Origin of the sequence: Streptomyces sp. NRRL F-525, from assembly GCF_000716605.1 — a bacterium.
Classification (GTDB): Bacteria; Actinomycetota; Actinomycetes; order Streptomycetales; family Streptomycetaceae; genus Streptomyces.
Genome location: NZ_JNXE01000039.1, coordinates 1 through 15,186, shown reverse-complemented (window position 1 = coordinate 15,186; position 15,186 = coordinate 1). Strand labels below are relative to the sequence as shown.

Here is a 15,186-nt window from a genome sequence, read left to right as displayed (position 1 = left end):
TCAGGCCACCTGCGAGGTGCTACGGCGCTTGCGGACCGCCCAGAAGACGCCGGTGCCCGCGACGACCGTGACGCCCACGCCGATCACGCCCGCGAGGCCCCCGGAGAGCCGGGCGTCGTCGACGTCCCGGACGCCGTAGTCGGCCAGCGGGGAGTCCGCCGAGGCGTGCTCCTTGGTCTGCCGGTCGATGCCCTGGTCGGCGGCCACCTTCTCCAGGCCGTCGGGGTTCGAGGAGGCGTAGAAGCTGACGAAACCGGCGAGGAGGAGGGACGCGGCGAGGCCGGTGATCCACAGTCTGCGGCGGGAGGCCCGAGGGGTGGCCGGTGCCAACGGAGCCTGCGCGTCCACGAGTTCGCCGTTCACGCGCAGCTTGAGGCGCTGCTCCAGACCGCGTGCGCCGTGGACCAGATCCGGGCGTACGGCGATCACGGCGCCCACCGTCAGCGCGGTGATCGCGGCCTCGCCGATGCCGATGAGGACGTGGACGCCGATCATCGCGGTGGCGACCTTGGCGAGGGAGACGTCCGTCGTGCCGCCGAGGGAGTAGAGGAGCGTGAAGACGAGGGCGGCCGCGGGGACCGAGAGCAGGGCCGCGAGGAACGACGCGGCGGTGATCGAGCGGCGGGTGCGGGGCAACACCTTCACCAGGCCGCGAAAGACCGCGTACGCCACGACCGTCGTCGTGATCGCCATGTCGGTGATGTTCACACCGAGCGCGGTCAGACCGCCGTCCGCGAACAGGATGCCCTGCATGAGCAGGACGACCGAGACGCAGAGCACGCCGGTGCAGGGGCCGACCAGGATCGCGGCCAGGGCGCCGCCCAGCAGGTGGCCGCTGGTGCCGGCCGCGACCGGGAAGTTGAGCATCTGCACGGCGAAGATGAACGCGGCGACCAGGCCCGCCAGCGGCGCCGTCCGCTCGTCGAGCTCGCGGCGCGCGCCGTGCAGGCTCACGGCGATGGCGGCCGCGGCGACCACACCGGTCGCGGCGGATACGGGGGCGTCTATGAATCCGTCAGGCACATGCACGGGATGATTTTAGATGGCTATTGCGACTGCTTTGCAAGAGCCAGAGAGTCTCATGCCGACATGTGAGATCTGTCGCCCCGGAGGGCGCTCCCGAGAAAATGTGCGACATTTGGGTAGTGGAAGCGGATGCATAGCTTTCACACAGGTCACTCAGCGTAAGGGGCCGCCCGATGTCCGTAGTCGAACAGTACGCGCGAGCCCATATCGTCACCGACGAGGACGTGGACCGGCTGGATGCTGACGCGGTCCCCGTCGTCCTGCGGTACGACCCCGAATCCGATCCCCGAGCCGTCCGTATCGGCCTGCCCGGACCGCACGAATGGACCTTCGACCGCGAGCTGCTGGAGCAGGGGCTGCGTTCCCCGGCCGGCAGCGGCGAGGTGCGGGTGTGGCCGTGCGGGCGGGTGCAGGCCGTGGTCGAGTTCCACTCCGAACAGGGCGTCTCCGTCGTCCAGTTCGAGACGAAGACGATCATGCGGTTCCTGCGGCGGACCTATATGGCCACCGCGCCGGTCGCGAGCTGAGCCGCACAGAGGATCAGCTGAGCCCCGGAGACGTTCAGGGGCTCAGCGGGCTCGGGCCGGGGGTCAGCCGCCGAGGCTGTCGCCCAGCTTGAGCAGGGCCGCCACGATCGGGCCCGCCGTGTCGCCGCCGTGGCCGCCCGCCTGGACGACGCCCGCGGCGACGAGGTCGCCCTTGTACGCGGTGAACCAGCCGTTGGGCTTCTTCTGGCCGTCGACCTCCGCCGAGCCGGTCTTCGCGCCGTAGTCCGGACCGAGCCCGGACATCGCCTCGGCCGCTGTGCCGTAGTCGGCCGTGTACTTCATGACCTCCTTCAGCTCGGCCTGCGTCGTCGACGACATCGTGCGCGAGGCCTTCGCGATCGTGCGGTTGTCGACCGTCGGGGAGACCAGGTACGGCTGGTGGAAGGTGCCCGTGTCGACGGTGGCGGCGACCGACGCCATGTTCAGCGGGTTCATGCGGACCCCGCCCTGGCCGATCAGCGAGGCGCCCATCTGCGCGCCGCTCTGCACCGGGACCGAGCCGTCGAAGGTGGGGACGCCGATGGCCCAGTTGTTCATGCCGAGGCCGTAGACCTGCTGGGCCTCCGTCGTCAGGTCGCTGTTGGACAGCTTGGGCGCGAAGTTGATGAAGGCGTTGTTGCAGGAGGCCCCGAAGGCCATCTTGAACGTGCCCTTCTTGATCTCCGAGTCGTCGTCGTTGTGGAAGGTCCAGCCCGCCAGCTTGTACGTCTTGGGGCAGGGGTGGGACGCGTCCGGGGTGATCAGGTTCTTCTCGAAGAGCATCGTCGACGTCACGATCTTCATCGTGGAACCGGGGGCGAGGGAGCCCTGGAAGGCCACGTTGAAGCCGTGCGAGGCGTTCGCGACGGCCAGGATCTCGCCGGTCGACGGGCGCATCATCACGACCGAGGAGTTCTTCTGCTTGTCGACCTGCTTCTCGGCCGCAGCCTGGAGGGTCGGGCTGAGCGTCGTCTTCACCTTGCCCGGGGTGCCCTTGCTCAGCTCGACGAGGGTCTTGTCGGACTGCTTGGACTTCTTGCCCCGGATCACCTGGAGCTCGATGCCCGCCTTGCCGCCGGCCTTCTTGCCGAACTTCTCCCGCAGACCGTCCAACACCGGCCCCAGGGACGGGTACTTGGCGACCGTCAGCTCGCCGCCGTCACGGTCGTAGGCCTTGATCGGCGGGGTGCCGGACTCGCCCGTGACCAGGGTGTCGCCGTCCGCGAGATCCGGGTGGACGACGGAGGCGTGCCACTGGACGTACGGCTTGCCGTCCTTCGCGCTGCGCACGACCGTGAGTGAACTCGCGTACGACATCGGCTTGTTGATGCCCTTGTACGACACCGTGCACTTCACGGAGAAGGGGACCTTGGCGCCGGTGCGGGTGCCCTCGGTGACGGTGATGCCCTTCATGTGGGCGTTCTTCGTGTACCCGGTGAGCAGGGCGGCGGCCGCCGTCGACTTGTCCGTCGTCGCGGCGGCCTGGGCGACCTTGCCCTGCTGCCAGTCGGCCAGGTACCGCTTCGCGGTGGTCTGGATCTCGGTCGCCGACAGCGGGCCCGTCTTGATCGCCTTGTGGTCGGCGGTGGTCGACGTGCGCGCCTCGGCCGAGGCCCCGCCGTCGTACAGCGCGTAGGCGCCGACGCCCGCGCCGACGACGGCCACGGCGATCACCCCGCCGACCACGGCGGGTCTCGCCTTGCGCTTCTCGGGTACGCGCCTTCGCTTGCCCCTGGTGCCCACAGTTCCCGATCCTCCGCGAATCCCTTTGGGCCCCCGTCGTTCTGGCCCTCAGCCCTCACACACCCCAACGACGGGGCACAGCCTAGAGTCCCGTCCTGTGCGGGTGAGTTCACTTTCCCCGCGGAGTGAGATCAGCCACCTGCCGCCAGTACCGCCCGGACGATCGGGCCGGCGGCGTCGATGCCGTGGCCGCCGTCCTGGGTCATGGCCGCCGCGGCCACGTCGTTGCGGTAACCGGTGAACCAGCTGTTGGACTTGGACTGGCCGTCCACCTCGGCGGACCCCGTCTTCGCGCCGATGCTGCCGCCGAGCCCGGCCATGATGCCGGCCGCGGTGCCGCTGGTCGCGGTGCGGTTCATCATCGACCGCAGCTGGGCCGACGTACTCGCCGACAGGCCCCGGGCGGTGGCCAGTTGGCGGTCGTCGAGGCTCTGCGCGACGAGCACCGGCTGGCGGAACGTGCCCGTCTTCGCGGTCGCCGTCACCGACGCCATGTTCAGCGGGCTCATCTGCACCTGGCCCTGGCCGATCAGGTTGGCCGCGGTGTCCGGGCCGCCGGACGCGGGGACCGAGCCGTCGAAGGACGGGATGCCGGTCTTCCAGTTGTCCCGGCCGAGCCCGAAGCGGTCCTCGGCCTCCTTGGTCAGCGAGTCCACCTTGACCGAGTCGGCGAACTTCACGAACGCCGTGTTGCAGGAGCGGGCGAAGCTGTCGGCGAGCGTCGCGTTCTCGTCCGGCGCGAGGCCCGTCAGGTTCTTGAAGGTCTGGCTCTGCCAGGTGGCGGTGGGCGGGCAGGGCGCCGCGCCGCTCATGCTGGTGATGTCGTTGTCGATGAGCGTGGCGGCACTGATGATCTTCATCGTCGAGCCGGGCGCCAACTTGCCCAGGAACGCGGCGTTGAAGCCGTCGTCGCGGTTGTTGGCGACCGCCAGGATCTGGCCGGTGCTCGGCTGCACGGCGGCGACGGAGGACTCCGAGTACTTCGTCACGGCCTTCTCGGCGGCGGCCTGCGCGCTCGCGCTGAGCGTCGTGCGCACCTTGCCGGCCTTGCCCTTCTCCAGGGTGACCAGCGTGGTGTCGGCCGAGTCCGCGGCGTCGTGCCGGATCGACAGCTCGATACCGGGCGTACCGCCCGCCTTGTCGCCGTACTTGGACCGCAGCTCGTCGAGGATCGGCCCCAGCGAGGGGTACTTCTCCTTGGTCAGCACGGTCCCGTTCCGGTCCACGGCCTCGATCGCCGGGCTCGCGGACTCCCCGGTGGCGAACGTGTCGCCGGTCTTCAACTCCGGGTGTATGACGGTCGGTTGCCAGTCGACGAGGGCCCGCCCGGTCGTCTCCCCGCGCACGACGGTCAGCTCGCTCCGGTAACTGAGCGGCTTGGATATGCCCTTGTACGACACCGTCGCCTTCACGGTGAACGGCACGGTGGCCCCGGTCGCCGTACCGGGCGTGATCTTCACCTTGGTGATGTGACCGGCCCCGCTGTACGACTCCAGAACGGTGTCGGCGGCGGCGTCGTTGTTCGTGTACGACGCGGCGGTCACCGCTTCCCCGCTCTCCCAGGCCGCGAAGAACTTCTTCGTCGTCTCCTGGACCTCACTGCCGCTGGGCGGCCCGGTCTTCTTGGCGGTTGCCCCACCGACCCCGGCCACCCCGTCCGAACCCCCCAGCGCGGACACGACGTTGAACGCCCCGTATCCCGCGCCGCCCACCATCACGGCGAACACACTGCCGATGACGGTGGCTTTTACCCCCTTGCGCATACCCCTGTCCCTCCCCGTTATCAGTCCTTCGACTGTAAGTGGCGTGGGGGAAAGCTGTGAGGGGTGTTGCCTTTTGTTGTCCTAACAGAGATCAGCTGACTGAATCCCGCCGCCCATCGGACCACGTATGTGAACGTACGGCGAACGGTGGGGGATACCGGGCAACCGGGGGCGAGGGTGGGGGGTCGGTCGTGGTGCCGGATCCACACCGGATCCGCAACTGGCCCACGGAGGCGGTGCGTTGATCTCTCGACCTGGCGGATACCGGGTGGTGCGGTGGGGGTCGTGCTGGCGCTGGTGCTGGCTCTGGGGGTCGCGGTGCGGGTCGCGGTGACCTCGGGGCCCGCGGCGTACAAGGGGCCGCCGGCGACGGCCGCGGTGCTCGGCAAGGTCGTCTACACGGCCGCCCGCCACCAGGCCAACCACGTGACCGTCACCGAGACGTCGGAGAGCGGCGGGAGCGTCGTCCACTACCTGATCGACGACGTGGTCCCGATCAGGCCGTCGGGGCCCGGCTGCGTCTCCCCGGACGCCGGGGACCGCACCAAGGTCGCCTGCACGATCGTGATCGAGGAGATGGCGACGGACCCCTACCCCACGCTCCTGCTGAACCTCGGCGACGCGGACGACTCCGCCGTCGTGCACAACGACATCCCCGCCGACGCCTATGCCTATCTCGGCTACAACGTGGTCCACCTCGGCGCGGGCAAGGACACCTGGACCGGCACCGCACGGGAGGCCCAGGCCGTCTACGGGGACAACGGCGACGACACCATCACGGTGCGGGCGGGCGAGTACGTCGAGGGCGGCAAGGGCGACGACACGATCCACGCCGAGGGAGACGGCGCCGGCGGAAGCGGCGGTCCCGGCGACGACGTCCTCGACGGCGGCGCGGGCAGCCAGTCCCTCTCCGGCGACCAGGGCGACGACACGCTCTACGGCGGCCCCGGCGACGACCGGCTGTACGGAGGCGTCGGCGCCGACACGCTCTACGGCAACAGCGGCGACGACACCCTCTACGGCGACAACCCCGAGGGCGGCAGATTCGACGGCGGCAAGGACAAGCTGTACGGCGGGCCCGGCACGGACCGGCTGGACGGGGGGCCCGCCGACGACGACGTCCATCAGGACTGACGGCGGGCTACACCCAGGTGTCCAGCCACATCCGCGACCGCCACTGGTCGATCGGGATCGCCGTCCCCGTGTAAAGCGGCCAGAAATAAATGAAGTTCCACGTGACCAGCAGGACCAGCACGCCCGCCCCCACCGCCCCCGCGACCCGGCGCGTGTCGCTGGACCCCGGTGGGCCGATGACCGCGCCGATCAGCATCGCGACCGCCAGGCACAGGAACGGGAGGAAGACGATCGAGTAGAAGAAGAAGATCGTGCGGTCCTGGTACATGAACCAGGGGAGGTAGCCGGCCGCCACGCCGCAGGCGATCGCGCCCGCGCGCCAGTCGCGGCGGAACGCCCAGCGCCACAGGACGTACAGGAGGGCGAAGCAGGCCGCCCACCAGAGGAGTGGGGTGCCGATGGCCAGGACCTCGCGGGCGCATTTTTCGCCCGCGCTTGCCGGGCAGCCGTCCGCGCCGGGGGAGGGGGACTCGTAGAAGTACGAGACCGGGCGGCCGTCGACCAGCCAGCTCCAGGGGTTGGACATGTACGTGTGCGGGGAGTGCAGGCCGACGTTGAACTCGTAGACCTCGTGCTCGTAGTGCCACAGGCTGCGCGCCCAGTCCGGCATGTAGTGGCTCCAGAAGCCGCCCTTGCCGTCGGTCGCCGCCCAGTTGCGGAAGTAGCCGCCGGTGCCGTTGGCCGGGGAGAGGATCCAGCCGAGCCAGGACAGGACGTAGACCGAGATCGCGACCGGGGCGGTGGAGATGAAGGCGAGGCCCACGTCGTGCTTGAGGACCGCGGCGTACGGCTTGCTCGCGCCCGCGACCTTGCGGGAGCCGACGTCCCAGAGCACGGCCATGATGACGAAGGCCGCCGCGTAGAACATGCCGTTCCACTTGGTGGCCATCGCGAGGCCGAGCGTCAGGCCGGCCATCCAGCGCCAGGGGCGCCAGCCGAGGGAGAGGGTGTCCGCGATGTGCGCGTCCGGGCGGACCCGGCCGTCCGCGTCGACCGGTAGCGCGGCCGCGAGTTTCGCCCGGGCCCTGTCCCGGTCCAGGAGCAGGCAGCCGAACGCCGCCACCACGAAGAACATCAGGACGCCGTCGAGCAGCGAGGTGCGGGCCATCACGAAGGCCAGGCCGTCGAGGGACATCATGACGCCCGCCACGCAGCCCAGGAACGTGGAGCGGAACAGGCGGCGGCCGATGCGGCACAGCATCAGGATGGCCAATGTGCCCAGCAGCGCTGTCATGAAGCGCCAGCCGAAGGGGTTGAAGCCGAAGATCAGCTCGCCGATGCCGATGACGTACTTGCCGACCGGCGGGTGCACGACGTAGGCCGCGTCGGTCGGGATGGGGATGTGACCGTTGTGCTGGAGGATCAGGTCGTTGGCGTTCTTGTCCCAGTTGACCTCGAAGCCGCGGTGGACCAGCGCCCACGCGTCCTTCGCGTAGTACGTCTCGTCGAATATCACCGCCTTGGGGCTGCCCAGGTGGTAGAAGCGCATCACGCCCGCCATGAGCGTGACCAGCAGCGGGCCGCCCCAGCCCGACCAGCGGTTGACGCGGTCGACGAGCGCAGGCGAGAAGCCGAGCGCCGCCCACAGGCGCGGGCTGGGCTCCGCGTACGGCGGCACCAGCCGGTCGCGTACGTCGCTTCTGGGTCCCGCCGTGTAGCCGAATCGGCGCAGCCGCTGCTGCCACGACGGCCGCTGGTCTAGCGGGGCCTGCCCTTGCCGGATGTCCGTGGAGGACGCGGTACTGGTCACCGCGCCATCGTAGGGAACAGGTCTGTGTGAGTCCCGCCTCTCTCCCCTGAGAGGATGGAAACGTGACAGTTGCTCCCGGAACTCTGGTCCTTGCCGGCACCCCCATCGGCGACATCGCGGACGCCCCGCCGCGGCTCGCCGAGGAGTTGGCGGGTGCCGATGTGGTCGCCGCCGAGGACACCCGGCGGCTGCGGCGGCTGACCCAGGCGCTCGGGGTGCAGCCCAAGGGGCGGGTCGTGTCGTACTTCGAGGGCAACGAGGCCGCCCGGACACCGGAGCTGGTCGAGGCGCTGCTCGGCGGTTCGCGCGTGCTCCTGGTCACCGATGCCGGGATGCCGTCCGTGTCCGACCCCGGGTACCGGCTCGTCGCCGCCGCCGTGGAGAAGGACATCAAGGTCACCGCCGTACCGGGACCGTCCGCCGTGCTCACCGCGCTCGCGCTGTCAGGGCTGCCGGTGGACCGGTTCTGCTTCGAGGGGTTCCTGCCGCGCAAGGCCGGCGAGCGGCTGTCGCGGCTGCGGGAGGTCGCCGGTGAGCGGCGCACCCTCGTCTACTTCGAGGCCCCGCACCGGCTCGACGACACCCTCGCCGCGATGGCCGAGGTGTTCGGCGCCGAGCGGCGGGCCGCCGTGTGCCGCGAGCTGACGAAGACGTACGAGGAGATCAAGCGCGGCCCGGTCGGCGAGCTGGCCGAGTGGGCGGCGGAGGGGGTCAGAGGGGAGATCACCGTCGTCGTCGAGGGCGCTCCCGCGAAGGCCGAGGAACTGGGCGCCGACGAGTTGGTACGGCGGGTTCGGGTGCGCGAGGAGGCGGGGGAGCGGCGTAAAGAGGCGATCGCCGCCGTGGCCGTCGAGGCAGGCGTTCCCAAGCGTGAGGTGTTCGATGCCGTGGTGGCGGCGAAGTCTGCGCAAAAACCCCTCTGAGCTTGTGCAAAAAACCCCTCTGACCTGCGGGAAAGGTTCCTCTGAGCGGGGCGCTGTTCCGATGAGCGCGCGCCCCATGGCGGGGCAAAGCGCGGTCACGAAATGCAAAGCCCGGACCGCCTTGCCGGGGTGATTCGACAAGGAAAGTCCAAATCGCCTCCAACAGTCGACAGGACTGATGCGTTCGCCCTGCCGGAGGCGTCCACTGGATGAAGGGACACACCCGTCCCTCGCCTCCAACGGGATTCCGGGGGGAATCCCCTCGCCGGAGGTATTTGTCCAGCGGAAAGCAAGCAGGAGCTGGCATGAGTGAGATCGCAGGGCAGACCGGCCTCCGTGGCCCCGCCACCGCCGTGGTCAACGAGTCGTACTCCTTCGCCTGCATGCGGTGCGGGCACGGCTGGGAGCAGTCGTACGAGATAGAGCACCACGTCGACACCGACGGCCACCAGTTCGTGATGTACGTGGCGGAGGGTCAGGTCGTGCCGTCACCGCTCAGCCGGCCCGCCTGCCTCAACTGCGACGGGCATGTCGTGCGGATCATGCGCGCGGGCCAGGTCTCGTCGGTACGGGAGGCCGCGCAGCGGCAGTACGCGCCGCCGCGGCCCCGGGCGGCGGCCACGGCCGAGGCGGCGGAGGACGGCGACGCCGCCGTGACCCCGCTGCCGGAGCACAGGGACCACCACTGGCACCTGTCCGACCTCCTCCACCCGTTCCACCGCAAGGCGAGCTGACCGGCTCCGACGACCGGGCGGGCATGCCCCTTTCGTAGGATCGGGGCATGCCTTCCTCCAGCGCCCGCGACCGCGACCGCGACGGCGAGAAGAACGCGGCGCCGCCGCTCCCGGAGCCCCTCCGGGTGGCCGTCGCCGACTCCCACACCCACCTCGACATGCAGTCCGGCACGGTGGACCAGGCGCTCGCCAAGGCCGCGTCGGTCGGCGTGACGACGGTCGTCCAGGTCGGCTGCGACCTGAAGGGCTCCCGCTGGGCCGCCGAGACGGCCGCCCGGTACGACGCCGTCCACGCGACGGTCGCCCTGCACCCGAACGAGGCCCCGCGCATAGTCCACGGCGACCCGGACGGCTGGTCCCGCCAGGGAGCGCGCGTACCCGGTGGCGACGCGGCTCTCGACGAAGCCCTCGCGGAGATCGACCGCCTCGCCGGACTCCCGCAGGTCAAGGGCGTCGGCGAGACCGGCCTCGACTACTTCCGCACCGGGCCCGAGGGCAAGGCGGCCCAGGAGCAGTCGTTCCGCGCGCACATCGAGATCGCCAAGCGGCACGGCAAGGCCCTGGTCATCCACGACCGCGACGCCCACGCCGACGTCCTGCGCGTCCTCAAGGAGGAAGGCGCCCCCGAGCGCACGGTCTTCCACTGCTACTCCGGCGACGCCGAGATGGCCGAACTCTGCGCCCGCGCCGGGTACTTCATGTCCTTCGCCGGCACCGTCACCTTCAAGAACGCCCAGAACCTGCGGGACGCGCTGGCGGTGGCCCCCCTGGAGCTGGTCCTGGTGGAGACGGACGCGCCCTTCCTGACCCCGGCCCCGTACCGCGGACGGCCCAACGCGCCCTATCTCATCCCGGTCACGGTGCGCGCGATGGCCGCCGTACGGGGCATCGAGGAGGACGAGCTGGCGACGGCGCTGGCGGCCAACACGGCCCGGGTGTTCGCCTATTGAGCCCTCGGGGCCGCACGGAACACATCCTCAGGACGTCATCGAACACAACTCTGGGTAGCCGCGCCGCTTTGGAGAGTGACGGTCACTCCGCTAGGTTCTGTTGGCCCGATCCGGACCCCCGTGGCCTTCTGGAGCGTGTCGGCGTGAGCAACTACGAGACCTACGAGACGTACGACCGCGGTGTGCGCGCCGACGCGTACACCGACGGGCCCACCGAGGTGTACGAGGACACGTACCGCCCCGCCTACGAGGCGTACGAACCCGTGTTCCCGCGCCAGGCGGGCACCGCCGAGCCGGAGAGCGAACCGGCGGCGCGGCACGGCCGGCGCCGAAGAGCCGACCGCCCGGACTCCGGCTCGGCGATGCGCAGGCTGGTCCCGCAGGCCCTGGTCGTCGCCTTCCTCGCCGGCGGTACCACCGCGTTCGTCGCCAAGGACAAGGCGATCGAGCTGAACGTCGACGGCAAGCCGCGCACCCTGCACACCTTCGCCGACGACGTCACCGAACTCCTCGCCCAGCAGGGCGTGGACGTAGGCGCGCACGACGTGGTCGCCCCCGGCCGCGACGCGCCCCTCGCCAGCGGCGACGAGGTCGCGGTCCGCTACGGCCGCCCAGTGCGGCTCACCATCGACGGCCACCGGCGCGAGGTGTGGACCACGGCCCGCACGGTCGACGGCGCCCTCGAACAACTCGGCGTACGGGCCGAGGGCGCCTACGTCTCCACCTCGCGCTCCCAGCCCATCGGCCGCGCCGGACTCGCCCTCGACGTCCGCACCGAACGCACCGTCACGATCATGGCCGACGGCCGCGCCCGCACGATCCGCACCAACGCGGCGACGGTCGGTGAGGCGGTCCAGGAGGCGGGCATCGGCCTCCACGGCGAGGACACCACCTCGGTTCCCCCGGCCAGCTTCCCGCGCGACGGCCAGACGATCACGGTCCTGCGGGTGACGGGCACGCGCGAGGTCCGCGAGGAGGCGATCCCCTTCAAGGTGGAACGCACGGACGACCCCACCCTGTTCAAGGGCACGGAGGTGGTGGAGCGGGCGGGCCAGCCGGGCCTGCGCCGGGTCACCTACACCCTCCGCACGGTCAACGGCGTCAAGGAGAAGCCCCGCCGAGTGGACGACCAGCTGGTCCGCGAACCTCGCTCACAGCTGGTGAAGGTGGGCTCGAAGCCGATGCCCACGTCGGTCCAGGGCGCCGACCAACTCAACTGGCACGGCCTGGCGACCTGCGAGTCCGGCGGCCGCCCCGGCGCGGTGGACCCCTCGGGCACCTACGGCGGCCTCTACCAGTTCGACACCCACACCTGGCACAGCCTGGGCGGGAGCGGTCGCCCGCAGGACGCGAGCGCGGAGGAGCAGACGTTGCGCGCGAAGAGGCTGTACGTGCGACGGGGTTCGAGCCCATGGCCGCACTGCGGAACAAGACTGCACGGCTGAGAGACAGGAGATAGGGGGTAGGGGGCGCAGCCCCCACCCCCTAGGGGCGCGGGGAACTGCGCGACCAGCCACGACGGCGCGGCAGCCGAAAACGGCCCCGTAACCTAGGAACGTGAGCAGCAACCCCGACGCCCTCCTGGGCCCCGCAGAAATCCGCGAACTGGCCGCCGCCCTGAACGTCCGCCCCACCAAACAACGCGGCCAGAACTTCGTGATCGACGCGAACACCGTCCGCCGCATCGTCCGCACCGCAGACGTCCGCCCCGACGACGTGGTGGTGGAGGTAGGCCCCGGCCTGGGCTCACTCACACTCGCCCTGCTCGAAGTGGCCGACCGCGTCACCGCCGTGGAGATCGACGACACCCTCGCAGGCGCACTCCCGGCGACGGTGGCGGCGCGGATGCCGGACCGGGCGGACCGCTTCGCCCTGGTGCACTCGGACGCGATGCAGGTGACGGAACTCCCCGGCCCGCCCCCGACCGCGCTGGTCGCCAACCTCCCCTACAACGTGGCCGTACCGGTCCTGCTCCACATGCTGGAACACTTCCCGACCATCGAACGCACCCTGGTGATGGTCCAGGCCGAGGTGGCCGACCGCCTGGCCGCACCGCCCGGTTCGAAGGTGTACGGCGTCCCGTCGGTGAAGGCGAACTGGTACGCCGAGGTCAAGCGGGCCGGTTCCATCGGCCGCACGGTCTTCTGGCCGGCCCCGAACGTGGACAGCGGCCTGGTGGCGCTGACCCGCAGGGCCGAGCCCCTGAAGACGACAGCCACCCGCCGCGAGGTCTTCGCCGTGGTCGACGCGGCCTTCGCCCAACGCCGCAAGACCCTGCGGGCGGCCCTCGCGGGCTGGGCGGGCTCGGCCGCGGCGGCGGAGACGGCACTGGTGGCGGCCGGGGTGTCGCCGCAGGCGCGCGGCGAGTCGCTCACGGTCGAGGAGTTCACCCGCATCGCGGAGAACAAGGTGGACGCCGAAGAGGTCCAGCACGAGGAGCCCGGCAAGTGAGTGTCACCGTCCGTGTCCCCGCGAAGGTCAACGTCCAGCTCGCGGTGGGGGCCGCGCGCCCCGACGGCTTCCACGACCTGGCGAACGTCTTCCTCGCCGTCGGCCTGTACGACGAGGTCACCGTGACCCCCGCCGACGAACTCCGGGTCACCTGCGCGGGCCCGGACGCGGCTCAAGTCCCCCTGGACCGTACGAACTTGGCGGCGCGGGCGGCCGTAGCACTGGCGGAGCGGTACGGGCGCGACCCCGCCGTGCACCTCCACATCGCCAAGGACATCCCCGTCGCCGGTGGCATGGCGGGCGGCAGTGCGGACGGGGCGGGCGCGCTGGTGGCGTGCGACGCGTTGTGGGGGACCGGGGCCTCGCGGGCCGAACTGCTCGACATCTGCGCGGAGTTGGGCAGCGATGTGCCGTTCAGTCTGGTCGGCGGAGCGGCGCTCGGCATCGGGCGCGGCGAGAAGCTGACCGTCCTGGAGACCGGCGGCACCTTCCACTGGGTGTTCGCGATGGCGGAGCGCGGGCTGTCCACTCCGGCCGTCTTCCGGGAGTTCGACCGCTTGGGCGAGGGCACCGACATCCCCGAGCCCGTCGCCTCGCAGCCGCTCCTCGACGCGCTCGCGAAGGGCGACCCGGACGCGCTCGCCGCCGCGGTCTCCAACGACCTTCAGCCCGCGGCCCTTTCGCTCTTCCCGGAACTGGCCGACACCCTCGCCGCGGGCCGCACCGCGGGCGCCCTCGCCGCGCTGGTCTCCGGCTCGGGCCCGACGACGGCGTTCCTCGTCCGCGACCCCGGTTCGGCGGCGAAGGCGGCGGAGGCGCTGGCCGCCTCCGGAACCTGCCGGACGGTCCGTACGGCGACGGGTCCGGCGGCGGGGGCGACCGTGATCGACCGACCTTCACACGAGGTCCACGGAACACCCGCCTGACCTGCAAAAATACGCGTGTTCGGTGTAATCCAAACCACATTGATTTAATGTTCACCAATCGACCCTGGGGTCCTTTTCGCGGCGTATGTCCCGCAGGTGCGGCTGGCATGATCAGCCAACCCCGGTCCTCGTTACCGGCGGTACTCCCTGCGCGCGCGGTCTCGCCGCGCCACGCCCGAGAGGAACCTCCCCATGGGCCACATGGATCACTTCAGCGCGGGCTGGGTCACCCCGGTCCTCTCCTACGCGATGGCCTGCGTCGGCGCCGCCCTCGGACTGCGCTGCACCGTAAGGGCACTTGAGGCGGACGGCGCCTCCAAACGGAACTGGCTGACCCTCGCCTCCGTCGCCATCGGCTCCGGCATCTGGACCATGCACTTCGTGGCGATGCTCGGCTTCAGCGTCGAAGGCACCCCCATCCGCTACGACGTCCCGCTCACCGTCCTGAGCCTGCTGATGTCCATCGGTGTGGTCGCCGCCGGCGTCTTCACCGCCGGCTACGGCCGCTCCCGCGTCACCTCGGTCGCCTTCGGCGGCATCGGCACCGGCCTCGGCGTCGCCGCCATGCACTACACCGGCATGGCCGCGCTCGACCTGCACGGCACGATCGACTACGACCCCCGGCTCGTCATCGCCTCCGTCGCGATCGCCGTCGTCGCCGCGACCGCCGCGCTCACCCTCACCCTGGTCGTCCGCGGCCCGGTCCTGGCCACCCTCGCCGCCCTCGTCATGGGGCTCGCGGTCAGCAGCATGCACTACACCGGCATGTACGCCGTGAGCGTCGCCCTCGCGCCCAGCGGCGCGGCCCTGTCCGGCGCCACCGCCACGGAGTTCATCTTCCCGCTCGCGGTCGTCCTCGGCTCGTTCCTCTTCCTGGCCTCCGCGTACGTAGCCCTCTCCCCGACCGGCAAGCGCCACGAGTCGGCCTTCGCCGCGGAGTTGCTCCGCGAGGTCGAACTAGCCACGGTCTGACCCGACTTCGACGGGGCCACGGCGGACCCACCTACCGCCACGACACCCCGGGACCGCCTTCAACCTGGCCCACCCCAACCTCCTAGGGGCGCGGGGAACTGCGCGCCCAGCCCCCACAGACCCGCACCCCGCACACAACCCCAACCACCCACCCCCACCCCGGCCCGCGTCACCCGCACCCCCGCCCGCCGATGCTGAGCGACGCCCCCCAGCCGATGCCGGGGCACAAACGCCCCAGGATCATCAGCGGCACCCAGCATCTCCGGCAACCGCTCCAACAACCACTC

The 15,186-nt window shown here is 70.8% G+C and carries 13 protein-coding genes and 1 pseudogene; 9 read left to right on the top strand and 5 right to left on the bottom strand.

Features of this window, described 5'->3' with window-relative positions:
- Nucleotides 1-1,029 (bottom strand): energy-coupling factor ABC transporter permease, encoded by a 1,029-nt coding sequence (locus OO69_RS38725; RefSeq protein WP_106971185.1) that lies wholly within the window; start codon nucleotides 1,027-1,029, stop codon nucleotides 1-3.
- Between the two features lie 170 nt (nucleotides 1,030-1,199).
- On the opposite strand from OO69_RS38725, the gene OO69_RS38720 reads away from it, so the two are divergent.
- Nucleotides 1,200-1,553 carry an SsgA family sporulation/cell division regulator gene (locus OO69_RS38720; RefSeq protein WP_033285627.1) on the top strand — a complete coding sequence of 118 codons (354 nt, stop codon included), beginning with the start codon at nucleotides 1,200-1,202 and terminating at the stop codon, nucleotides 1,551-1,553.
- A gap of 63 nt (nucleotides 1,554-1,616) precedes the next feature.
- On the opposite strand, the gene OO69_RS38715 is transcribed toward OO69_RS38720, so the two are convergent.
- Both OO69_RS38715 and OO69_RS38710 read right to left on the bottom strand, forming a co-directional pair.
- Nucleotides 1,617-3,296 (bottom strand): penicillin-binding transpeptidase domain-containing protein, encoded by a 1,680-nt coding sequence (locus OO69_RS38715; protein WP_033285626.1) that lies wholly within the window; start codon nucleotides 3,294-3,296, stop codon nucleotides 1,617-1,619.
- A gap of 131 nt (nucleotides 3,297-3,427) precedes the next feature.
- Nucleotides 3,428-5,059, bottom strand: coding sequence for a penicillin-binding transpeptidase domain-containing protein (locus tag OO69_RS38710; RefSeq protein WP_033285625.1), 1,632 nt, complete (start codon nucleotides 5,057-5,059; stop codon nucleotides 3,428-3,430).
- Between the two features lie 276 nt (nucleotides 5,060-5,335).
- On the opposite strand from OO69_RS38710, the gene OO69_RS38705 reads away from it, so the two are divergent.
- Entirely contained in the window at nucleotides 5,336-6,193 is an 858-nt protein-coding gene (locus OO69_RS38705) for a calcium-binding protein (protein WP_033285624.1), read from the top strand.
- Nucleotides 6,194-6,200: 7 nt separating this feature from the next.
- On the opposite strand, the gene OO69_RS38700 is transcribed toward OO69_RS38705, so the two are convergent.
- Nucleotides 6,201-7,943, bottom strand: coding sequence for a dolichyl-phosphate-mannose--protein mannosyltransferase (locus OO69_RS38700; RefSeq protein WP_033285623.1), 1,743 nt, complete (start codon nucleotides 7,941-7,943; stop codon nucleotides 6,201-6,203).
- 62 nt (nucleotides 7,944-8,005) lie between these two features.
- On the opposite strand from OO69_RS38700, the gene rsmI reads away from it, so the two are divergent.
- The 7 genes from rsmI to OO69_RS38665 all read left to right on the top strand — a co-directional run bounded on the left by rsmI (nucleotide 8,006) and on the right by OO69_RS38665 (nucleotide 14,899).
- Entirely contained in the window at nucleotides 8,006-8,866 is an 861-nt protein-coding gene (gene rsmI, locus OO69_RS38695; protein WP_033285622.1) for a 16S rRNA (cytidine(1402)-2'-O)-methyltransferase, read from the top strand.
- 305 nt (nucleotides 8,867-9,171) lie between these two features.
- On the top strand, nucleotides 9,172-9,600 hold the full coding sequence (locus OO69_RS38690; protein ID WP_033285621.1) for a hypothetical protein: 429 nt from the start codon (nucleotides 9,172-9,174) through the stop codon (nucleotides 9,598-9,600).
- Nucleotides 9,601-9,647: 47 nt separating this feature from the next.
- Entirely contained in the window at nucleotides 9,648-10,550 is a 903-nt protein-coding gene (locus tag OO69_RS38685; RefSeq protein ID WP_033285620.1) for a TatD family hydrolase, read from the top strand.
- A gap of 143 nt (nucleotides 10,551-10,693) precedes the next feature.
- Complete coding sequence (locus tag OO69_RS38680; RefSeq protein ID WP_033285619.1) at nucleotides 10,694-11,995, top strand: resuscitation-promoting factor; 1,302 nt, start codon at nucleotides 10,694-10,696, stop codon at nucleotides 11,993-11,995.
- A gap of 112 nt (nucleotides 11,996-12,107) precedes the next feature.
- Complete coding sequence (gene rsmA / locus OO69_RS38675) at nucleotides 12,108-13,001, top strand: 16S rRNA (adenine(1518)-N(6)/adenine(1519)-N(6))-dimethyltransferase RsmA (protein ID WP_033285618.1); 894 nt, start codon at nucleotides 12,108-12,110, stop codon at nucleotides 12,999-13,001.
- Nucleotides 12,998-13,927: a 4-(cytidine 5'-diphospho)-2-C-methyl-D-erythritol kinase gene (locus tag OO69_RS38670; protein WP_033285617.1), complete on the top strand. Its 930-nt coding sequence runs from the start codon at nucleotides 12,998-13,000 to the stop codon at nucleotides 13,925-13,927. Before rsmA ends, OO69_RS38670 begins: the two co-directional genes overlap by 4 nt.
- Before the next feature lie 192 nt (nucleotides 13,928-14,119).
- Nucleotides 14,120-14,899, top strand: coding sequence for an MHYT domain-containing protein (locus OO69_RS38665; RefSeq protein WP_033285616.1), 780 nt, complete (start codon nucleotides 14,120-14,122; stop codon nucleotides 14,897-14,899).
- A 155-nt stretch (nucleotides 14,900-15,054) separates the two neighbouring features.
- Here the strand turns inward: OO69_RS38665 and OO69_RS53240 are convergent.
- Nucleotides 15,055-15,186, bottom strand: a pseudogene (locus tag OO69_RS53240) (DNA-3-methyladenine glycosylase 2 family protein); the annotation flags it as partial.